This is a genomic window from Xanthobacter sp. NM-25 (assembly GCF_022138605.1).
Lineage (GTDB): Bacteria > Pseudomonadota > Alphaproteobacteria > Rhizobiales > Xanthobacteraceae > Xanthobacter.
Map to the genome: position 1 here is coordinate 604,899 of NZ_JACBFS010000003.1, position 20,731 is coordinate 625,629.

The window sequence follows — 20,731 nt, forward strand, 5'->3', positions numbered from 1 at the left end:
GGGAGATGGCCAATGAAGACGCGCACCCTGATCGGAGCGGCGCTCCTGCTTTCCACCACGGGTATCGGCGTCGCACTGGCGGCGGCAGAGGCTGATCACCTGACCTCAAGCCATCACGAACGGCTCGATGGCGTGACGTCATCCGCCATCGAGGGGCGCCCGATCCGCTTCGCCGAAGAGTCCTATGAGCGGCGTCGTGACGGCGAGCATCGCGGACGCCGCCACCACGATGACGATGAGGACGAAGGCGAAGACGACGAGGGTGGCCGCCGCGGCGCAATCCCGCAGGCCGGCCCGGCCGATCCCAATGCGCCGGCGCCCGACAACGGCCTCTTCAACGGCAAAGCCCGTCCCAAGGTCGAGGTGCAATGAGCACCTCGCGGCGCCCGACCTTCTCTCCATTGAGGAACAGACCGATGAAATTCGTCCTCTCCGCCGTGGCCGCCACCACCGCCTTGATCGCCCCGGTGGTCGCCGAGGCCCGCCAAGTCACCTTCGAGACCACCCTCAAGGCCTATGGCGGCAACGGCGCCTATGTGGTGCTCTACGTCACCGATGCCGCCGGCGTCTACAAGGGCACCTTGTGGATGGCCGGCGGCAAGGCGAAGTACTATCGCCACCTCAGCGACTGGCAGCGCGTCTCCGGCGGGCGACCGACCGAGATCGACGGCATCACCGGCGCCAGCATCGGCTCGGGCAGGACGCTGAAGATCAGCCTCGACCTCGCCGATGCCATGATCGACGCCGGATACAAGGTCCATGTCGACACCGCCGTGGAGGACGGCATGGACAATCCCTCCGAGGTGGTCGTGCCCCTCGATACCGCGGCCTCCGGCAAGCCGGCGCCGGGCAAGGGCTACGTCAAATCCTTCACGGTCACCTTCTGAAGCGATCGGACCTGATCCATGCTTCGTCGCATTCATGCGCTGCCGGGCGTCGTGCTCGCGCTCGGCCTTACCGTCATGGCCCTCACCGGCGTGGCGCTTTCCGTGCAGCCGGCGCTCGACCGTCTCGCATCACCGGCGATTCCGGTCGGCACCAGCGTCGCCGCCCTCGCCGAGGCGGTGGCGGCGCGTCACCAGGGCATCGATTCGATCCGCGTGCGGCCGGACGGCGCCGTCACGGTCGCCTTCACCGACGGCGAAACGCGCGGCGTGGAGCGGGTCGATCCGGCGACCGGGGCCGGGCTTGGTCCCTACCATGTCTCAGAAACGACACGCGTCATCACGAATCTGCATCGCGCGTTTCTGACCGGAGATGCGGGGCGGGCCGCCACCGGCGCCGGCGCGCTCGCCATGCTCGTGCTCACCGTCTCCGGCACCCTCCTCCTCGCCCGCCGCCTCGGCGGAGCGGGCGCGCTGCTGCAGTCCATCCGAGGCACACCGGCCCAGCGCTGGCACGGCGAGCTCGGCCGTTTCGCTGCCGCCGGCCTCGTCCTCTCATCCCTCACGAGCGCGTGGATGTCGGCGAGCAGCTTCGGCCTCATCCCCGAACACGAAGCCGCCGCGCCCATGGTGTCGGCGAGCGGCGGCGCGCCTGCTCCGGCCGGCACGCTGGCGGCGCTCAGGGCGACCGATGTGGCGAGCCTGCTCGAGCTGACCTTCCCGGCACCCGACGATCCGACCGACACCTACGGCCTGCGGACAAGCCGGGGCGAGGCGCAGATCGATGCGGCGACGGGCGCGGAGCTGTCCTTCACCCCGGCGACGACGCTCGACCGCCTGAACGGCATGATCCGTACCCTCCACACCGGCCAGGGCGCCTGGGTGCTCGGGCTCGTGCTCGGCCTTTCGGCGGCGGCGGTTCCGGTGCTCGGCGCGACCGGCATCGCAATGTGGTGGCGCCGCCGCGCCGCCCGGCCGCGCATCGCGATGAACGCGCCCGCCCGTGCTGCCGACACCGTCCTCCTGGTGGGCAGCGAAGGCAATTCCACCTGGGGCTTCGCCGCGACGCTGCACGACGCGCTGACCCGCGCCGGCCACCATGTCCACACCGCGGCCATGAACGATCTTCAGCCGTTTTCCGCCGTCACCGAACGCCTGCTGCTCTTGGCCGCGACCCATGGCGACGGAGCGGCGCCCGCCTCGGCGACGGCGTTCCTGTCCCGGCTCGCGCGGCAGGAACGCCGCGTGCCGGTGGCGGTGCTCGGCTTCGGCGACCGCTGCTTTCCGCATTTCTGCGGCTACGCCGAGGAGATGTTGGCTGCGCTCACGGCGAACGGCTGGCCGCAGCTCCTGCCGATGAAGCGCATCGATCGGCGTTCTGCGCAGGAGTTCGCCCAATGGGGCCGCGACCTCGGTACCGTGCTTGGTCACGACCTCAAGCTAGAGCACGTCGCCGAGCCGCCGAAGACGGTCGCGCTCGAACTCGTCGAACGCGAGGACTATGGCGTGGCCGTCGGCGCGCCGGTGGCGATCCTGCGCTTCCGGAGGCCAGGAACGGACGGCAAGGCCGGACGCCTGCCGTCGTTCGAGCCCGGCGACCTCGTCGGCATCCTGCCGCCGGGCCATCCGATGCCGCGCTTCTATTCGCTGGCGTCGTCGTCGTGCGACGGGATGCTGGAGATCTGCGTCCGCCTGCGCGCAGGCGGGCTCTGCTCGACCTTCCTGCACGCTCTCGCTCCCGGCGATCGCGTGGAGGCTTTCATCCGCGCCAACCCGACCTTCCGGCCGGCCGCGGGACGGGCGCCGCTCATCCTGATCGGCGCCGGCGCCGGCATCGGTCCACTCGCCGGCCTGGTGCGCGCCAATGCGGCCGGTCGCCCGGTCCACCTCTACTGGGGCGGCCGCAGCCCGTCGTCGGATTTTCTCTACGAGCACGAACTGGCCCAGCATCTCGCCGAGAAACGCCTGACCTCGCTCCAGACCGCCTTCTCACGCGGTCCGGATGGCGGCGCCTATGTGCAGGATCGCATCGCCGCCGACGCGCCTCGCCTGCGCGAGCTGATCCGGCAGGGCGCGCAAATCCTGGTGTGCGGCGGCCGTGACATGGCCCAGGCCGTGACCTGGGCACTCGATCCGATCGTGCGGCCACTCGGCCTCGACCTTCCCACCCTCAAGTCGTCTGGACGCTATGTCGAAGATGTCTACTGATTCAGCTCAAGGCGCGCTGGAGCCCCGCCGCCACGCCCTCAGCGGCCCCGCCATGGGCGCGCGCTGGTCGGCGGTGTTTTTCGCCGTAGGCGGCGTGGACGAGGGGGCGCTCACCCGCCGCCTTCAGGGCACCCTCGACCGTGTCGAGCGCCAGATGTCCACCTGGCGGCCGGATTCCGACCTGGAGCAGCTCAACGCCGCCCCCCTCGGCACCTGGGTGGCCATTCCCTGCGAACTGATGGGCGTGCTCGCTGCGGCCCTCGAGATCGGCCGCCTGTCGGGGGGCGCGTTCGACATCGGCGTGGGCGATCTGGTCCAGGCCTGGGGCTTCGGGTGCGGCACGCGCGTGCCCGACGGCGGACGCATCGCTGCGCTTGCGGGGCGTCCCTCCTTCGAGCCGCCAAAGACCCTGCAGCTCGATCCGGCAGGCTGCCGCGCGCGCCGCCTGGCGCCGCTGCGGCTCGATCTGTCCGGCATCGCCAAGGGCTTCGGCGTGGACGACCTGGCGCGGGAGATGACGGAGGCGGGCTTTTCCGCCTGGCTCGTGGGCATCGACGGGGAGATGCGCGCGGCGGGCACGAAGCCGGATGGCCGCCCCTGGGTCGTCGCCCACGAGGCGCCAGTCCCCGGCGTGCGGGAAGTCCTCGGGGTGCTGGAGTTGTCCGGTGCCGCCGTCGCAACCTCTGGCAGCTATCGCCATCAGGTGGAGGTGGCGGGCAGGAGGCTCTCCCACACCATGGACCCCTCTCGCGGCGCGCCATTGGAGAACGACCTCGCCGCCGTCACCGTGCTCAGCGACACCTGCATGGCCGCCGATGCCTGGGCGACGGCGCTGTTGGTGCGCGGTGCGCAGGACGGCCCGGCCCTCGCCCGCCGGCTCGGCCTCGCCGCGCTGTTCGTCGGGAGCGACGGAGAGGTGGTGGCGACATGGCCGTGACCAACCATGCCGCATGGACTGGCGGCGCAATCCTGGCCCCCGGGTCCATTCCCTTGCGTCCTCTCAATGCGGCCGCTGCCGTTTCCGGGTGTTCTTCCCGGTGGAGGTGCCCGCTCGGGATCAATGCAGAACCGTCGGGGTGTGAAAGGGAACGGGAGACATGAGACACATCAAGCAGGTCCTTGTTGGCATCCTCGCCCTCGTATCGCTGCTGTGGGTCGCGGCTGAGCCCGGGGTGTTCCAGTCAGCCGGGTTCTTCGCGATACGGGCGGCCGCCGTGCAGTACACGGGCGTGCTCGCCATCGCGCTCATGAGTGTGGCGATGATGCTGGCGCTGCGTCCGCGTTGGCCCGAGCGTTGGATGGGCGGCCTCGACAAGATGTACCGGCTCCACAAATGGCTCGGCATCACCGCGCTCATCGTCGCCATCATCCACTGGCTGTGGACGCAGGGGCCGAAGTGGGCCGTGGGCTGGGGCTTTCTGGAGCGGCCCGCCCGTGGGGACCGCCCGCCCATCGAAAACCAGGTGGAGGCCGCTTTCTCAAGCCTGCGCGGCACCGCCGAGGGAGTGGGCGAATGGGCTTTCTATGCAGTTGTGGCGCTGATCGCGCTGGCGCTGGTCCGGGCCTTTCCCTACCGCTGGTTCTATAAGACCCATCGCCTGCTGGCGCTCGCTTATCTGGTGCTGATGTTCCACTCGGTGGTGCTCCTGACCTTCGCCGACTGGATGACGCCGCTCGGCGCCGCGATGGCGGTGCTGCTGGCCGGCGGCACCTTCTCGGCCGGGGTGGTGCTGCTGCGCCGCGTCGGCGCAGCGCGGCAGGTGAAGGGACGCATCGCCGAACTCACCTATTATCCGGGCGTGAAGGCGCTCGAGACCGTCATCGACGTGCCCGCCGGCTGGCCGGGCCACCGTCCCGGACAATTCGCCTTCGCCAAGTCGGATGCCTCCGAAGGCGCGCATCCCTACACCATCGCCTCGGGCTGGCACCCGGACCATCCGCGGATCACCTTCGTGACCAAGGAACTGGGCGACCACACCAGGGGGCTGAAGGAGCGGCTCAAGGTGGGCCAGGAGGTGCGGGTGGAGGGGCCATATGGCTGCTTCACCTTCGACGACGATTGCCGCAACCAGATCTGGATCGGTGGCGGCATCGGTATCACGCCGTTCATCGCCCGCATGAAGCACATGGCCTTGCGCGGCGAGGCGCCCGACTGGCCGCAGGGCCAGGTCGCCGATCTGTTCCACACCACCAGCGATGTGGACGAGGTGGCGCTTGCAAAGCTCGCCGAGGATGCCAGAGCTGCCCAGGTACAATTGCATCTGCTGATCGACGCGCGCGATGGCCGGCTGACCGGCGCCCGCATCCGCGAGGCGGTGCCGGACTGGCGGGAGGCCAGCATCTGGTTCTGCGGCCCGGCCGGCTTCGGGGCGGCGCTGCGGGCCGATTTCGCCACCGAGGGCTTCCCGGTGGATAAGCGCTTCCACCAGGAACTCTTCGACATGCGGTGAGGGGCCTCGGCACACTCGCAATGGATGCGTTCAGGCTCGTGTCACCGATCCGTCTTCGGAAAAACGAGGCGGATGCGCATACCGCGGCCGGGGGCGTCCTCGACGCGCACGGCTCCGCCGTGCAGCGTCATGATGGTGGAAACGATGGCGAGCCTCGGCCCGGCACCGTCGGGCCGGCTTCGGTCCAGGCGGTGGAAGCGATTGAGAAGACCTGCTCCGCGATCTTCCGGTGTCCGATCCGCGCGAGCGCCCTGCGGCAACGACATCGAGTCGCAGGGCGCCGCGATCGGCTGCACGAATTTCGCGGCTGCGCTCGACTAAGCGACTCCGCAATCTCTCAAGTCCTTCGGCAGACAGTGCCGGTACGCCAAATTCGGGCGGCAGGCTGATATCAGGAAAGGTCGTATGAGACCGTCCGTCTCTTACTCTTTGACCCGCGTGAGCGTGCTGATATCGGTATGGGTGAATGGCTTACCATACACATGCAGAATCGTTTCCTGCGTGTATTGCATGGTATTTCCAGACACCTCATAAGTGACAGTGAATTTTTCCGTCTTGTCGTTTGCTGCCATATAGTCCGATTGGCCGATGCCCACGTTCTGGGCCGTCAGGGTAAGCGTGGCATCCGGTTTTCCCGTTGCCACAACGCATACAGCCCTGGGGATGCAAAACGAATTATATATTGTCTGATTCGCCTTGTCGTAAATGAGATATCCGACTTGGTCGTGAAACTGTTTCTTGTCGCTCTTGCGGAAAACCATCTGGTGATAAAAAATTGCCGTCAGATGCTGGCTGCTCGCGTTTGTGGCATCACCGGCTGGCGTGAATCTTATGGTCTCGTAATAAGGCGAAGCAGCACCGCCTCCTTTACCCACTTCGGAACCTTCCCGGCCGGGAGCCACGTCCAATCCTTCGTCGTCCTGAGTCTTCCAGGTCCCGACGAACTTGGCGAGTGGGCCGTAATCCAGCCCGTTGATAACAGTTTCTGTCTCAGATGTAGCGGCAACGGCGGATATAGCGGGGAGTGTGAGGCCGGCAATCGTGCTGGCAACGAGGAGGCTTCGGGAGAATTTCACGATCAATCTCCTGACTGGATATCAGCTTTCATCAGAACAACGGCTCATCGACAGCTCGATAGCATGAGCGCTCTGACAAAAGCCTGACGATGGGCCGAACTCGGGGAGCTCTTCGCCAATGCGTTGAGGCTCACCCGCGCGGGAAGATAAGACGCATGAGCGCCCCGCCGCCGGGTGCGTCCTCAATCCGGACATCGCCGTTGTGCAGCTCCATGGTGGTGGAGACGATCGCGAGGCCCAGCCCCGCCCCGTCCGAAGCCCTTTTGTCCAGGCGCCGAAAGCGTTCCAGCACGTCGCCGCGCCGCTCCGGGGGGATGCCGGGGCCATGGTCGCGCACTGCGCACTGGCCCCCAGGGCCCGTAGTCACCTCGACGGCGGTGCCCGCCGGCGTGTGGGCCAAAGCATTTTCCACAAGGTTCCGCAACGCCCGGCCGATGGCGTCGCCGTGGCCGTGCACGCGCGCCGCTCCCGCGTCCCGAAAGGCGATGGTTCGACCGCGCATGACCGCGAGCGGCGTCAGCTCGGCCACCACCTCGCGGGCGATGGCGCCGAGATCGGCCTGGGCATCCGGCGCGAGTTCCAATGCGGTCGCGTGCGACATGTCGAGCATCTGGTCTACAAGGCGTTTCATGCGCTGCGCGTCGGCCACGAGCTTTGCCTTCTCGACGCTGTCCGGCAGCTTGCCGATGCTCAGCATCATGATGGCGAGCGGGGTGCGCAGCTCATGGGCCGCATCCCCCGCGAAATCCCTCAGGGCGCACACGGAGCGCTCGATGCGCGCCAGCATGGCGTTGACCGCCGTCACCAGCGCCTGCACCTCCCGCAGGGAGGGCTCCGCCGCGATCCGCGTGGACACCTGAGCCGGATCAATCCGGTCGATGGCGGCGATGGTGGTCTCGAGCGGCTTCAGCGTGGTGCGCACCACGCTGAAATTGAACAGGAGGAACATGAGCGAGAGCAGGATGAGCGGCAAGATCACGTGGAAGCGGATCTCGTTGAAGATGACCGGCACGAACGGTCGGAAGCCCTCGCCGGCGATGGCCACCGTGATCCAATAGGGATGCCGCCCGACCTCGACGCGGCGGGTGCCGGTAAGCAGGAAGCGGCTGTCCCAGCTCTCGCGCTGAGTCCGGATGACCAGGAACGACAGGGGCGGCTCGTCGGCGATCTTCAGGCTGGCGTCGTCGAACCGCGCCACCACCGCGCCGCCGCGCTCGTGGATCAGGAAAGCCCGCCGTGTGCCGGAGGCGAGCGGATATTGCAGGTCTTCCGAAACCGGGTTGCCGGCGGCCCCCCTCATCTGCGGGATCTCCTGGGCGATCCGGTCCGCCTCCGCGGTCACGAGGAGGTGGTCGAGCTCGTTGGGATTGTTGACATACATCCGCACGACGACGAGCAGCTCGACCACCAGGAAGACGAGCCCCACCAGAGCGAGGCGCACCGAGAGGCGAAAGAAGAGGCTGCGCGGCACGACGGGCGGGCGGCTCGCAGTCATGGGGCTTCCCGTTCCGCGCCGGCATCGGTCGGATGCGGGGCCGGCACCAGCATGTAGCCGACGCCGTGGGCGGTGTGCAGGATCACGTCCGCTCCGGCGGCGCCAAGGCGCCGGCGCAGACGCGAGGCCGCCGCCTCCAGAGCATTGGGCGTAACCTCGGACGACAGGGCGTACATGGCCTCTTCGAGGCTGGTCTTGCTCACCACATGCCCGGCCCGCCGCATCAGGCGTTCCAGCAGGTCCCGCTCCCGCGGCGGCACATGGATCACGCGGCCGCCGACGCGCACCTCCCGCGCCACGGTATCGAAATCGAGGTTTCCCAGGCTCAGGACGATGCCGAGGCACCCCCCGGGGCGGCGCAGCAAAGCACGGCAGCGGGCCGCCAGCTCCGCCATGTCGAACGGCTTCACCAGATAGTCGTCGGCTCCCGAATCAAGGCCGCCCACCCGGTCGCCGAGACCGTTGCGGGCAGTGATCACCAGGATGGGAGCGCCGCTCCCCGTCCGCCGGACGGCGCGGATGAAATCCACACCGTCGCCGTCGGGCATGCCGAGGTCGATGAGCAGGAGGTCGTAAGGCGTCACGGCCATGCTTTCCCAGGCGACGCTCAAGGAGGCGAAGCGGTCGAGCACGAAGCCCTCGGCCTCCAGGCCTTCTGCGATCAGGATCGCGAGCCGGGGGTTATCCTCCGCGAGCAGAACCCGCATGGTCGACATCCGTTCCGCGGGCGCGGCGCTTGCGCCCCGTGATCATGGCGAGCACCAGATTTTCCCGGTGTGCCAAGCTTTCTGCAATGGCGGCGAGCACGTGCACCGCCGCCATGGCGAGAATGAGGTTGGCGGCGATCTCATGGGCCTCCTCCACCCACTCCTTGCCCCAGAAGGCATCGAGGGTCTGCATCCAGCCGGTTAGGCAGGTGGCGGCGAGCAGACCCATGAGGAGGAGCATCATCACCGCCCCGGCGGGATTGTGGCCGACATAGCGTCGGTCACGCCGGTCGAGCACCGCGCGCAGATGGTCCGCGAAGGTCCGCGGGGACGGCACGAAATCGCGGAACCGTGCGTGAACGGTGCCGACGAAGCCCCACACCACGCGAACGGCGAGCAGGGCGGCGACGGTGTAGCCTACGTAGCGGTGGAGCGCTTTGCCGTCCTCCAGCACGAAGCTGTTGAGCACGACGCCGAGCACCACCGTCCAGTGGAAGATCCGCACCAGCGGATCCCACACCGGAACGGTATAGCGGACGTGCGCGGCGGCGCGCGCTGATGCTTCGGATCGAGGGGGCAGCATGGCCATGGTTCAGTCCACGTTGTTCTCGACGATCTCGCCGGTCACGGGATTGAAGTAGACTTCTGCCTTGCGTCCATCGGCATTGGATCCATAGATTTCGTAGCACCAAGAACTGGTCTTCTTGAACACCTTGATGTCCTTGAAACCCATCTGGCCGATCTTTTGCTTCATGACCTCTTCGCTGAGCCACTTGTCCTGCGGCTCCTTGGTGCAGGTCGGGCTGGCGAGAGCCATGGAGGAGGCAAGGCTCAGGGCGACGGCAGCGACGAAAAGTCTGCGGATCATCGGGTTTTCCTCATGCTGCGGGAAGCGATGGACCAAGGCCATCCCGCCGGCACGTCTCTTAACGATCCCGGCTGACCAAAGCCTGACGGGCAAAGATGCGCGCGCATGCCGAAAAGGGGGCGCCCCCGATGCGCGCGAAGGATAGACCACGTCAGGACGTCGTCAGCCCGTCCGCGTATCGAAGGGCCGTCGCTCCTTAGGGCGACTGCATCCTTTCGAGAGACCGATCCATGATCATCGTTCGCAGCCTTCTTGTCGCTGGCGTTCTCGCTTGCGCCTCGCTCGCCGCCCCGGGCTTTGCCGCCGACGCCCTCAATCCGCAGACGAAGAAGAACCTGGAAGCGGCCATGCACGGCGAAGCCTTCGCCAACCTGAAATATCAGGCCTATGCCGAGCATGCCCGCAAGAGCGGCCACCCCGCGATAGCCAAGCTGTTCGACGAAAACGCGAATGTCGAGGCCAACGAGCATTTCGCCCGCGAGGCAGACGCTCTTGCCCTCGTGAGCAGCGACGAGGCCAACTTGCTCGACGGCATGGCCGGCGAACACTACGAAAACACCAAGATGTACGTCGAGTTCGCCAACCAGGCCGATGCGGTCGGTGACAAGAAGGTGGCTGATCTTTTCCGTCAGATCGCCGCCGATGAAGGCGATCACTACGCCGCCTACAAGGCGGCCGTTGAGAAGCTGCGCGCCGAAAAATGAGATTTCTGAGTGGCGCGAAACTCTTTCTTCGCGCCGCTCGTAACGCACTTCGATGCATCAGAATGTGTTGCAGGCAGTTTTATCGAAAATTCGGAGCATGATGAGATGATATTCGATAGTTTATATTAGTGATACCAGGTAAATACTTGCCACATCTCAGTATTTAAGCTTTCGATTGCTGCGAATACGCCGAACATATATCAGTCCAGAGGGAGCATTCCTAACTCTTTTGATATCAACGGGAGCGGGAATGGAGCTTCGTCATCTTCGGCATTTCGTGGCGGTTGCAGAAGAGCTCCATTTTACACGTGGCGCGCAACGCGCCGGCATCGAACAATCGCCATTGTCTCGATCGATCAGGACTCTCGAACGGCGCCTTGGCGTAGTATTATTCGAGCGCACACGGCGATCCACGAAGCTAACGCCGGCCGGTGAACGCCTTCTCGTCCATGCGCGTGCGCTCCTCGCATCCGCCGACGAAGCACGCATAGACGTTCGCACTCCAGCAGCGACAGGAGACACTATCAGCCATTTGCACATCGGCATTTGCGACGGCGTACCCTTTGCGCGTCTCGCGCGACTGATTTCAGAAGTAAAGCGGGATAGTCCGCAAGTTGTCATTCATGTCCATGAAGCGTCAATGGCGCAGAACGTAGAGGGCTTGCGAAGCGGCTTTCTTGATGCGGCGCTCACGCCGGAGAGCGGATACGGCAAGGGGATTTTGTCCGAGGCAGTTTGGCGAGATCCGCCGATCGCTTTGATGCCGAGCGGCCATCCTTTGGCTGTAAAGAAGCGGATCAAACTGTCTGGTATTGTTAAGGAGCCTCTCGTTCTAAGCCGACCCGATACGGGTCTTAGCCAGCAATCCCAGATCGAACAGCTTGTTCGAACTGCAAATTCGACCCCTAATATTATTAGTCGCACCATGACACTTTCGGTGTTGGTTACGCTGGTACTTGCGGGTTATGGCATCGGAATAGCGACCGCTGCTCAACTCGAGGCGGTCGAGGTGGATGGCCTTGCCCTCCGGCCCCTGAGCGATGCGCCCGCTGATCTGAAGACTTGGTTGATGGTGCATGAGGGGACACTCAGCGTGCCACTATCTCGTTTCATCGAGCGAGCCCGGACGATTATTTAGAGAGCCTCCAAGGCTAGGCCGCGCGGCACGGAATCCCTTGTCACGAGCAATAAAGGTTTCGAGCATGAGCGGGGCCAACGTCAAAGCATCGACAACCGTGCCATGAAGCTCGGAATGAAGAGCGGCATATCGATCGAGGTCGGCTCGAAGTTGCACCGATATGGTGATGGTGAGTTTGATGGTTTCAGCTTTCGGCACCGGTCCGAGGCTAAGTTTTTTGGTCAATCATCCCTCCTGATGTCAGCCGTCATCGGTGTGGCGCGATAGGGTCGCAAGACGAGATCTTTATTGACGATGACGCGGACCGGAAAGCCCGGCCGCACCTTTAAGGTCGGCTGGATATTGAGATTGCGCCGCGTGATCTGCTGGCCGACATCGTTGATGGTGTCCTGGGCGCCGTCGCGCGTCGCGATGATGACCTGATCGCCGTTCGTCCCCTGATTTTGAGGCGCTGCCAACTCGGCGCCGATGCCGAGCAGCGAGGAGAGGACCGCGCCTCCGATCAGGCGGAACCAGTGATTGTCGACCTCATCTTCAAGGCCCGAATAGCCGGCCGTATCGACGCCGGAGAGACGATCCAGCACGATGGAGGAGCCGTCCGGCATGATGAGGCGATTCCAGACCAGGAGCACACGGCTCTGGCCGAAGGCGACGCCGGAATCGTACTGGCCCATCAGGCGGGTGCCCTGGGGGATCAAGAGATGCCTGCCCGTAGCCGTGTCGTAGACATTCTCGGTGACGGTACCGATGATCTGGCCCGGCAGATCGGAATTGATCCCCGTCACCAAGGCGGCCGGAATGATGGTGCCGGCCATTACTTGATAGGGCGAGCGTGGCGTTTGGAGAGTTCCAGATCCGTAAATCTTCTGGTCGGCTTCGCGGCTTGCGAACGCCTGCTTGCGATCCTGCATATTCTGCGTGGTCATTTCATCGACGGGCGGAGCAACGGTAGTTTCCGCACCGGTAGCGCGTATTGCGGTGAGATCGAGCCGGTTTGGCTCCGGCGAGGCGACCGCGGTTGCCGATACCTCCTGCTTCGGGCGTGTCGTCTGAAAGAACACGGCTGCTTTCGCTGCGGCTTCCGCTTCCTGCTGGGCACGAAGGCGCGCCGCGCGTTTGGCATCCTCTTCCGGATCAGCCCTGAAACTCGGCCGCTCGGGCATGGGCGGAATGCCCGCCTCCCGTTCGGTGCGCACGACTGGCCCACCGAGCTCACCGGGCAAGGGGGCACCGAGCTTCGGTGGTTGAACCTGCGTATAGTCGCGCGGTAACGTTTGCAGCCCCTCCGCCGGGTTGACGCGATCGGTGTTGTAGAGCTCCTCACCGGTCCGGGCTGATCTGTTCCGGCTTTGCAACGCCCAAATCATCGCGCCAAGCACTGCGGTAGAGACGGCGCCGGCGAGCACCATCAAGGTCCAGCGATTGAGACGGGTCACGGGACGCGGCTTGGCGCGAATGGCGAGATCGGGCGGCGGGGATTTGGGCGGCACGGTCATAGCCCGAAAATCCCCCGCCGGTTGCCGTCGGTGCGCGAGATACGCACGATCTGCTGCTTCTCGCCTCCGAGACGAAGCTCGGCCGCACCGAACAAGCGATCGACGATGTAATATGGTGGCTTTGCGCGGTAGTTGACGAGCTGGTTTTCCCCGGTGGGGCCAACAACGAACAGCGGCGGCAACTCGCCCTGGGCGATACCAGCGGGAAACTGGATATAGACCTTCTCACCGTCATCGAAGACGCGGGTCGGCCGCCACGATGGATTGTCGCCCGTGATCTCATAGCGGAACTGGACACGCTCGAGTGCGACGGCATTTGCGACCGGCGTGGCAGTCCCCGCACGATCGTTCTGACGCTGCAGCGCGAGGAGGCGGTCGTGTGGATAGTCCCATGAGACCGACGCCATCCAGGTCTGGGGCGTCGATGTGAGTTCGAGAAGGTAGGTCCGGCGGTTGGTGTTGACCACCAGATTGGTCTTCAGATCCGGCCGCGTCGGTTTCACCAAGATGTGGGTCTGCTGGCTTCCGCCCCCACCGCTGGTCGTATCGCCGATCACCCATCGCACGGTGTCGCCGGCCGAGACGGAAATCAGCTCTTCGCCGCTCTGCAGGGCGATGTCCGTTACTTTTTCAGGCGCCGCATAAACCTGATAGAGCGCGCCGGCCATGTAGGGCCAGACCTGCGTTGCATTGACATAGCCGGTGCGGGTCGGCTGCACGCGGGCGGCATCATTAGCCGTCGTCACGCGCAGCTTTGGATCGGCAGGTTCAACTGTTCCGCTTTTGACCGGCATCGGCTTTAACTGGCCGGGCAGCGGCAACGGCTTCGGCAGCTCGACTATTTCGACGGGACCAGCCGGCTCGACGATCCGGCTCGCCTCGTAGGGTTCATCCAGGGAGATTTCCGGCGGCGGTGTTTTCCCGGCGCAACCCGCCAGCAACGTGACGGACGAGAGGAGGAGAATGCGGATTGGCAGCATGCGGGTCATGATCCTTTTCTCCTTCACGACCCGCTGGCGCCGAGTTCACGGCTCCAGTTGATGCCGTTGACGAAAATGCCGAGAGGATTCTTACGCAGCCGGTCCTCGGTGCGCGGTGGTTGCATGATGATGGTGAGGATGCCGGTCCAGCGATCCGTGCCGGCAAGCTGATTGTTCTCATAACGCCGCTCGATCCAGCGGATCTGGAAGGAGCTGTCCGATGCGCGCACGACGCTGGTGACCTCGACGGCGACCGACATTTTGCCGACCTTGCCGAACGGATCGTTGGCACGCGCATAGTCATTCAACCCGGCGCTGCCGCGATCGGTGGTGAAGTCGTAAGCCTCGAGCCAGTTCTGCCGCACCACGATGGGATCGGTGGGCAGTGCGCGCACGTTCTGTATGAAACGCGCGAGCGCGTAGGCAATCTGGGCGTCGGTCGGCCGATAGGCCTCCACGGCCGGGCCAACGGCCTTTACTTGGCCGAGCTGATCGACTTCGACCACATAGGGTGTGACGGTGGAGCGGCCCGCCTGCCACAGCAGACCGCCGGCCATGCCTACGGCAAGCGTCAGACAGCCGAAGGACATGAGCCGCCAATTTCGGGCCTGAATGCGGGCGGACCCGAGGCGTTCGTCCCAGAGTTGGCCGGCGGCCTGATAGGGCGTTGAGGGTTCCGACGTTTGCGAATAGCGCACATCGGCGCGTTTGAAGCGCATCGTTCAATCCTCTTGTCGCAGAGATGGATTGGCGCCGGAGCCACCATGATCGCCGGAGCGCAAAGCATGGGCTGCGGTGGTGGCACCGTGGGAGACGTGCGAGCCGCTCGGTCCGTTTCTCACGCGATTGGCCCATGCGGGAGCACCGCCGGCACCGGTGAACGACGCATCGCTTCCGGCCCCACCCATCGCTCCCACGGGCTTGCCGCCGGTAGCCGTCCAGGCGCCACGGGCGCCAGCGGAAGCACGTGAGTCGACCGTGCCCGCGACGCGTGACACGACACTGCGACCCGCCTGTATGACGGCGCCACCGCCCGCTTGCGCCACGCCAGAAAGACCAGCTCCAACGGCTCCCATGCCCGATGCGCTGGACGTCGCTGCACCGAGTTCGAAGGCGACACGCGCGCCGCCCGACATGGTGGATGCTGCCTTGACGCCGGAACCGATAGCGGCCCCTCCGAGCTGTGCCGCGCCGACAGCTCCGGCGCTTGCCGCGACCGCCATGCCGCCGGCGGCGAGCGCGGTGCCGGCGACTGCACCTGCGCCGAGCTGCGGGGCTCCGGAGACGAGACCCGTCGCGATCGACGGGCCGAAGATGCCCAGCCCAAGCATGGCGAGCGACGCCAGCATGATCGCCAGCGCATGATCGATGGACGGCTCTGTTCCCGCCGAGGCGCGAAATTCCGCAAAGAGGCCGTTGCCGATGCCAACGATAACGGCAAGGACCAGGATCTTGATCCCGGACGACACGACATTGCCGAGCACGCGTTCGGCCAGGAAGGCGGTCTTGTTCCAAAATGCGAAGGGCACCAGCACGAAGCCGGCCAACGTCGTCAACTTGAACTCCAGCAACGTCACAAAGAGCTGCACCGCGAGCACGAAGAAACTGACGATGACCACGAGCCAGGCGAGGAACAGGACGGCGATGGTGTCGATGTTGGAGAAGACGGAGGTGAAGCCGGACAAGTCGCCTATCTGCGCGAGGATCGGTCGGCCGGCGTCCATACCGACGGAGGCGAGCTTACCGGGACGCAGGAAATCGTCCTGGGACAGGTCGGAGCCAGAGGCGGTCAGGCCGAGCCCGGCGAAGGATCTGAAGATGATGCTGGCCAGCGAATTGAAGTTTGTAATGATGTAGGCGAAGGCACCGACATAGAGGACCTTCTTGATGAGCTTCGCCAGAATCTCGTCATTGCCGGCTCCGAAGGCCCAGAACAGGCCGGCGAGCGTTATATCGATGGCGATGAGCGTTGCCGAAAGGTAAGCGATCTCACCGTGAAGCAGGCCAAACCCGCTGTCGATATACTGCGAGAAGGTGTCGGTGAAACGGTCGATGACGGAGAGATCGTCCATGGACAATCACTCCGCGTCCGGAGCGACGGGGTCGGTTTTCTCCGGAGTTCTGCTCTTCTTCAGTGACGGGAACAGATCGACCGGATGTGGCGTGTACGGCGTTTTGCCAGAACCCATGAAGCGGCGGCGCTGCGCTTTGCTGGCCATGGTGCACAGTTCGTCGCCTGTCCCAGCCCAGTCGTCTTTGCAAAGCTTTTGCACCTCACGGAGCCGTTGCGGATCGGCGGCGAGGCTGTCCACCGTGTCGGCCGCCCCCGCGGATTGGACGAGAAGCCCGGCGCCGATGGCAATCGCGGCCACGACAGAGAGACGGATGATTTGTCTGAGCATGGCGGGTCCCTCAATCGCGGAACAACCGGACGGGTGCCGGCGTATAGCCGCTGCCATCACCCATGAATCGGCGGCGAACCTCACGCGCCCGCTCCTCCTCCGCGACGGCACGGGCCTGCTCCGCGGCGACGGCGCGGTCCTGAGAGAGCTTGAGCCGGGAGGCGTCGATAGCTTGCTTAGCCTGAAGGGCAAGGAGCTGGTTGGTCGCCTGCGTCGCGTCGAGATTCCCCGTTGCCGACTGGCTGCGAGTGACAAGATCGCCGAGAGTAGCCTCATCGGAGGCGAGGTTTTCGGAGACCTGCGCCTGCATCTTCATGGCCGTTTCCAGAGCGGATCGAGATTGCTCCCAGCGCTTTCGCACATCGGCGAGGATCTGATCGCTCGATGCGGATGCCGCGTATTCCTTCGGGTAGAGCTGCTGGAATTGCCGTTCCATCGCCGATATGTCGTAGCTCAAGCCCTCGGCCTCGCTGATAAGGCGCTCCGTCTTGGCGACGGACTGCTTCAGCTCGTTTAGTGCGGAGAAGTCGAGGCTCGTCAGATTCTTTGTTTGATTGAGGAGCGACTGAGCTTCGTTTTGCAGGCTCTTGATCTGGTTGTTGACCTGGTCCAGGGCTCGGACCGCCGACAGCACATTCTGGCTGTAGTTGTTCGGATCGAAGACGATCTGCGCCGCGACCGGCGGCGCGAGAGCGATGCCGAGCGCGCAGGCACCGGCAAGGCAAAGTGGTGTCCTCATGATGCGGTCTCCTGATTTTGCGGAAGCGGGAATTGGCGGATGAGGTCGGCTGCCCAATCGAGCCCGCGCACGTCGAGCCATGCTGCGGCAAAGGCATCGTGCCCATGGGACACGAGGACATCGTCCATCTGGCGATGATCCTCGGGGCGGCTGGCACCGGCGAAGGCGAGCGCCACAGGCCCGAGATCGAGGTCGAACAGCCGATTGCCGAGACGGGATTGGTAGTAATAATCCCGCTTCGGCTGAGCCCGCGTGATGATATCGATCTGGCGGCTGTTGAGGCCAAATCCTTCATAGATCGTGCGGAGCTGCGGTTCGCTCGCCTGCGGCGACGGCAGGAAGATCCGGCTCGGGCAGCTCTCGACGATGGCTGGCGCGATGGCAGAACGCTGGATGTCGGCAAGCGATTGGGTGGCGAAGACGACGGCGACGTTCTTTTTGCGCAGCACCTTCAACCATTCACGGATGCGCGCAGCGAAGATGGGATCGTCGATAAATACCCAAGCCTCATCGAGCACGAGCAGCGTGGGCGATCCGTCGAAACGCTCATCGAGACGATGAAAAAGATAGGTGAGAACCGGCGTCACGGCGCTCGCCGTGTGCATCAGTTCCTCCATTTCGAAGCCCTGCACGTCGCCGAAGCCAAGCCGATCGGCATCGGCGTCCAGCAGCCGGCCATGTGGCCCCGACAGCGTGTAGGGTTGCAGCGCCTGGCGGAGCCGGTTCGATTGCAACAGCGTGGAAAAGCCGGTGAGCGTTCGCTCCTCACGTGGGGCGGACGCAAGGCTGGTCAGTGCCGACCAGACGGCGTCCTTCACATCGGGCGTGATCTCGACGTGTTCATGCCCGAGCAGGCCGGCGATCCAGTCGGCCGCCCACGAGCGGCTGTCGTCATCCTCAATGCGGGCGAGTGGCTGAAAGGCAATGGCGTCGGAGGATCCGAGATCGTAATACTCGCCGCCGAGGCCCAAGACGGTGGCGCGGGCCGAGCCACCCTTGTCGAAGATGAAGATGCGAGAGCTGGCATAGCGGCGGAATTGGAGCGCCAGCATTGCCAGCAGCACGGATTTGCCGGCACCGGTGGGGCCGACGATCAGAGTGTGGCCGACATCGTCGACATGAGTGACGAGCCGGAACGGCGTGCCGCCGGCCGTGCGGGTGACGATCAGCGGCGGAGCATCGAGATGACCGTTCTTCTCGGGGCCTGCCCAAATCGCCGAGACCGGCATCATGTGCGAGAGGTTCAGAGTCGAGATCAGCGGCTGGCGAACATTGGCGTAGGCATGTCCAGGGATCGAGGATAGCCATGCCTCTGTCGCGTTCAGCGTCTCCGGAATGGTGACGAAGCCACGCCCCTGGATGATCCGCTCGACGGCCTTCAACTTCTCGTCAGCGAGGTCCGGACTTTTGTCCATGACCGTAACGGTGGCCGTGACATAGCCATAGGCCACGGCGTCTGAGCCCAGCTCCTGCAATGCTTCGTCCGCATCGGCGGATTTGTTGGCGGCGTCTGAATCGACCAGCGAAACTTCCTGCTGGAAGATCGTTTCGCGCAGCAGCGTCACGATACCCTTGCGTTTCGCGAACCATTGCCGCCGCACCTTGGTCAGCTCGCGTTCGGCTTCCGCCTTGTCGAGCGACAGGAAACGGGTGGACCAACGATAGGCGAAGCCGAGACGGTTGAGGTCGTCAAGGACGCCGGGCCAAGTCGAGGGTGGAAAGCCGCGAATGGTCAGCACACGCACATGCTGGTCGCCCAGCATCGGCGCTAGTCCACCGGTGAAATCGCAATCGGGCAACAGCGCGTCGAGATGGAACGGCACCTGGGAAACGGCGACAGGGTGCCGCTGCGTGGAGATGCAGGCGTGAAGGTAAGTCAGCGTCTCCTCATCGGAGAACCAGCGGATCTCCGGCATGACGCCGTCGAGCGAGGAGAGAAAGCGGTCGGTCTCGGAAATGAAGGCTGCGAGATGGTCGCGCCAATTCACGGTGCGCCGCTCGGTGCTCTCGTAGAGGAGCTGGCCGGCGCGGGCCTTGCTTTCGGACGGCGGCAGGAAGGCGAGCGTGATGCAGTAGGCGCTCTCGAAATGTGTGCCTGCTTCCTCGAACGCCGCGCGCCGCTCTTCCTCTACGAGCCACGACAACGCGTCGGGAAATTCCGAGATGGGATATCCGGCGGCGATGCGCCGTTCAGCGTCGACGAACAGCGCCCAGCCGGAGCCGAGGCGCTTCAGCGCGTTGTTGAGCCGGGCGGTGGTCGCCACCAGCTCGCTTTCCGTTGCGCTGTCGAGGTCGGGACCACGAAACTGCGCAGTGCGTTGGAACGCACCGTCCTTGTTGAGCACGACGCCTGATGCGACCAGCCCGGCCCAAGGCAGATAATCCGCGAGGCTCGCGGGGCGCGTGCGATATTCGGCAAGGTTCATCATGAACTCACGCCTCCAGAAACGCGCGGTGCTTCAGGTGGCGGGCGAAGACCTCCATGAACTGGGGATCGGCCTTCGCCCCCCAGACGGCGAGCGCATGGCCCGCCATCCAGAGCACGATGCCGCCAATCCACAGATGCAGGCCGATGCCGATGGCGGCGGCGAGTGTCCCGTTGAGGATCGCCACCGATCGCGGGGCGCCGCCCAGCAGGACGGGCTCCGTCAGTGAGCGGTGCAGCGGCACTTCGAAGCCGTCGGCATGGACCGCCATTAGACCAGCGCTCCGCCGCCAAAGCTGAAGAAGCTGAGGAAGAAGGAACTGGCGGCGAAGGCGATGGAGAGGCCGAAGACGATCTGGACCAGCTTGCGGAAACCGCCGCCGGCATCACCGAACGCCAAGGTGAGCCCGGTCACGATGATGATGATCACGGCGATGATCTTGGCAACCGGCCCCTCGATCGATTCAAGGATGGATTGCAGGGGCGCTTCCCATGGCATGGACGAACCCGCGGCGTAAGCTGGGGAAACCAGAAAGGCGGACATCAGCAAAGCCGCCGTTCCGGAGATCCGGTTTCGAAACTTTCCTGCAACGCTCGAAAGCGGATTTTCGGAAATGCGCATCTCCGGATTTACGGAAACGCACGAATCCGCACTTGCGGATTTACGTTTCTGGTTTGTTCCGGAATTCAAGAAAAGCGTGAATGCGGACGTGATGGGCGGCATCCCTAATCTCCTGTGAAGTGCTCTATTGCGTAGGCATCGCCGTCGAGGCCTGTGACGCGGATGATGTCCTCGACGCGGCGTTTGCTACCGCGCCCAGCGATGAAGACGATGATGTCTACGGCCTCCGCGATCAGCGCGCGCGGCACGGTGACGACGACTTCTTGTATGAGCTGCTCCAGCCGGGTGAGCGCTCCCCGGGCGGAACCTGCATGCAATGTCGCGATGCCGCCGGGGTGTCCGGTTCCCCACGCCTTGAGGAGGTCCAGCGCTTCAGCGCCGCGCACCTCGCCAACAACGATGCGATCCGGGCGAAGTGAACCGCGCCGGGATTGTCGGAGGCAGTTTGGTTTGAGTCACGCGGCCAGTGCAGGTTGGTCCAGCGTGGCGTGGAATCGTGCCTCGGCTTCGGCTGGCGGGATGTTGCCGATAGGCCCC

22 protein-coding genes and 1 pseudogene are annotated in these 20,731 nt (G+C 64.8%); 7 read left to right on the plus strand and 16 right to left on the minus strand.

Going from position 1 to position 20,731, the window contains the following annotated elements; genetic code table 11:
• The first annotated feature begins 12 nt into the window (after nucleotides 1-12).
• The 5 genes from MEU52_RS11580 to MEU52_RS11600 all read left to right on the plus strand — a co-directional run bounded on the left by MEU52_RS11580 (nucleotide 13) and on the right by MEU52_RS11600 (nucleotide 5,542).
• On the plus strand, nucleotides 13-372 hold the full coding sequence (locus tag MEU52_RS11580) for a hypothetical protein (RefSeq protein WP_110372426.1): 360 nt from the start codon (nucleotides 13-15) through the stop codon (nucleotides 370-372).
• 44 nt (nucleotides 373-416) lie between these two features.
• Entirely contained in the window at nucleotides 417-887 is a 471-nt protein-coding gene (locus tag MEU52_RS11585; RefSeq protein ID WP_110372425.1) for a DUF2271 domain-containing protein, read from the plus strand.
• Nucleotides 888-905: 18 nt separating this feature from the next.
• Nucleotides 906-3,092 (plus strand): PepSY domain-containing protein, encoded by a 2,187-nt coding sequence (locus MEU52_RS11590; protein ID WP_238121399.1) that lies wholly within the window; start codon nucleotides 906-908, stop codon nucleotides 3,090-3,092.
• The gene (locus tag MEU52_RS11595; protein WP_110372423.1) at nucleotides 3,073-4,029 is read left to right on the plus strand and encodes an FAD:protein FMN transferase; all 957 of its coding nucleotides are present in this window, start codon (nucleotides 3,073-3,075) and stop codon (nucleotides 4,027-4,029) included. The genes MEU52_RS11590 and MEU52_RS11595 overlap by 20 nt, the downstream gene beginning before the upstream one ends.
• A gap of 160 nt (nucleotides 4,030-4,189) precedes the next feature.
• The gene (locus MEU52_RS11600; RefSeq protein ID WP_238121400.1) at nucleotides 4,190-5,542 is read left to right on the plus strand and encodes a ferredoxin reductase family protein; all 1,353 of its coding nucleotides are present in this window, start codon (nucleotides 4,190-4,192) and stop codon (nucleotides 5,540-5,542) included.
• Between the two features lie 422 nt (nucleotides 5,543-5,964).
• Here the strand turns inward: MEU52_RS11600 and MEU52_RS11605 are convergent, their stop codons facing one another.
• The 5 genes from MEU52_RS11605 to MEU52_RS11625 form a co-directional block, all read right to left on the minus strand.
• Nucleotides 5,965-6,624, minus strand: coding sequence for a heme-binding beta-barrel domain-containing protein (locus tag MEU52_RS11605; protein ID WP_273546164.1), 660 nt, complete (start codon nucleotides 6,622-6,624; stop codon nucleotides 5,965-5,967).
• Nucleotides 6,625-6,748: 124 nt separating this feature from the next.
• Nucleotides 6,749-8,113 (minus strand): sensor histidine kinase, encoded by a 1,365-nt coding sequence (locus MEU52_RS11610; protein WP_110372421.1) that lies wholly within the window; start codon nucleotides 8,111-8,113, stop codon nucleotides 6,749-6,751.
• Complete coding sequence (locus MEU52_RS11615) at nucleotides 8,110-8,820, minus strand: response regulator transcription factor (protein WP_110372420.1); 711 nt, start codon at nucleotides 8,818-8,820, stop codon at nucleotides 8,110-8,112. Before MEU52_RS11615 ends, MEU52_RS11610 begins: the two co-directional genes overlap by 4 nt.
• Complete coding sequence (locus tag MEU52_RS11620) at nucleotides 8,795-9,409, minus strand: cytochrome b/b6 domain-containing protein (RefSeq protein ID WP_110372419.1); 615 nt, start codon at nucleotides 9,407-9,409, stop codon at nucleotides 8,795-8,797. The genes MEU52_RS11615 and MEU52_RS11620 overlap by 26 nt, the downstream gene beginning before the upstream one ends.
• 3 nt (nucleotides 9,410-9,412) lie before the next feature.
• The gene (locus MEU52_RS11625) at nucleotides 9,413-9,688 is read right to left on the minus strand and encodes a PepSY domain-containing protein (protein ID WP_110373174.1); all 276 of its coding nucleotides are present in this window, start codon (nucleotides 9,686-9,688) and stop codon (nucleotides 9,413-9,415) included.
• 230 nt (nucleotides 9,689-9,918) lie between these two features.
• Here MEU52_RS11625 and MEU52_RS11630 point away from each other — a divergent pair, with 230 nt between their 5' ends.
• Nucleotides 9,919-10,392, plus strand: a complete 474-nt coding sequence (locus MEU52_RS11630; protein ID WP_110372418.1) for a rubrerythrin family protein — start codon at nucleotides 9,919-9,921, stop codon at nucleotides 10,390-10,392.
• A gap of 250 nt (nucleotides 10,393-10,642) precedes the next feature.
• The gene (locus MEU52_RS11635; RefSeq protein WP_110372417.1) at nucleotides 10,643-11,530 is read left to right on the plus strand and encodes a LysR family transcriptional regulator; all 888 of its coding nucleotides are present in this window, start codon (nucleotides 10,643-10,645) and stop codon (nucleotides 11,528-11,530) included.
• Here MEU52_RS11635 and MEU52_RS11640 read toward each other — a convergent pair.
• The 11 genes and pseudogenes from MEU52_RS11640 to MEU52_RS11690 all read right to left on the minus strand — a co-directional run.
• Nucleotides 11,492-11,755 carry a DUF2274 domain-containing protein gene (locus MEU52_RS11640; RefSeq protein WP_110372416.1) on the minus strand — a complete coding sequence of 88 codons (264 nt, stop codon included), beginning with the start codon at nucleotides 11,753-11,755 and terminating at the stop codon, nucleotides 11,492-11,494. The genes MEU52_RS11635 and MEU52_RS11640 overlap by 39 nt on opposite strands.
• Nucleotides 11,752-13,026, minus strand: coding sequence for a TrbI/VirB10 family protein (locus MEU52_RS11645; protein ID WP_110372415.1), 1,275 nt, complete (start codon nucleotides 13,024-13,026; stop codon nucleotides 11,752-11,754). The genes MEU52_RS11640 and MEU52_RS11645 overlap by 4 nt, the downstream gene beginning before the upstream one ends.
• Complete coding sequence (trbG, locus tag MEU52_RS11650; RefSeq protein WP_110372414.1) at nucleotides 13,023-14,015, minus strand: P-type conjugative transfer protein TrbG; 993 nt, start codon at nucleotides 14,013-14,015, stop codon at nucleotides 13,023-13,025. Before trbG ends, MEU52_RS11645 begins: the two co-directional genes overlap by 4 nt.
• Before the next feature lie 14 nt (nucleotides 14,016-14,029).
• Nucleotides 14,030-14,725 (minus strand): conjugal transfer protein TrbF, encoded by a 696-nt coding sequence (trbF, locus tag MEU52_RS11655; RefSeq protein ID WP_110372413.1) that lies wholly within the window; start codon nucleotides 14,723-14,725, stop codon nucleotides 14,030-14,032.
• A 3-nt stretch (nucleotides 14,726-14,728) separates the two neighbouring features.
• Complete coding sequence (trbL, locus tag MEU52_RS11660) at nucleotides 14,729-16,078, minus strand: P-type conjugative transfer protein TrbL (protein ID WP_110373173.1); 1,350 nt, start codon at nucleotides 16,076-16,078, stop codon at nucleotides 14,729-14,731.
• A gap of 6 nt (nucleotides 16,079-16,084) precedes the next feature.
• Nucleotides 16,085-16,408, minus strand: a complete 324-nt coding sequence (locus MEU52_RS11665; protein ID WP_210206326.1) for an entry exclusion lipoprotein TrbK — start codon at nucleotides 16,406-16,408, stop codon at nucleotides 16,085-16,087.
• Nucleotides 16,409-16,418: 10 nt separating this feature from the next.
• A complete protein-coding gene (trbJ, locus tag MEU52_RS11670) occupies nucleotides 16,419-17,147 on the minus strand; it encodes a P-type conjugative transfer protein TrbJ (RefSeq protein WP_110372412.1) in 729 nt (242 codons plus the stop codon).
• Entirely contained in the window at nucleotides 17,144-19,576 is a 2,433-nt protein-coding gene (gene trbE / locus MEU52_RS11675; protein ID WP_238121401.1) for a conjugal transfer protein TrbE, read from the minus strand. The genes trbJ and trbE overlap by 4 nt, the downstream gene beginning before the upstream one ends.
• 4 nt (nucleotides 19,577-19,580) lie before the next feature.
• The gene (locus tag MEU52_RS11680) at nucleotides 19,581-19,844 is read right to left on the minus strand and encodes a VirB3 family type IV secretion system protein (RefSeq protein ID WP_110372410.1); all 264 of its coding nucleotides are present in this window, start codon (nucleotides 19,842-19,844) and stop codon (nucleotides 19,581-19,583) included.
• Nucleotides 19,844-20,116, minus strand: coding sequence for a TrbC/VirB2 family protein (locus MEU52_RS11685; protein WP_183856974.1), 273 nt, complete (start codon nucleotides 20,114-20,116; stop codon nucleotides 19,844-19,846). Before MEU52_RS11685 ends, MEU52_RS11680 begins: the two co-directional genes overlap by 1 nt.
• Nucleotides 20,117-20,298: 182 nt before the next feature.
• Nucleotides 20,299-20,610, minus strand: a pseudogene (locus MEU52_RS11690) (ATPase, T2SS/T4P/T4SS family); the annotation flags it as partial.
• Nucleotides 20,611-20,731 lie beyond the last annotated feature (121 nt).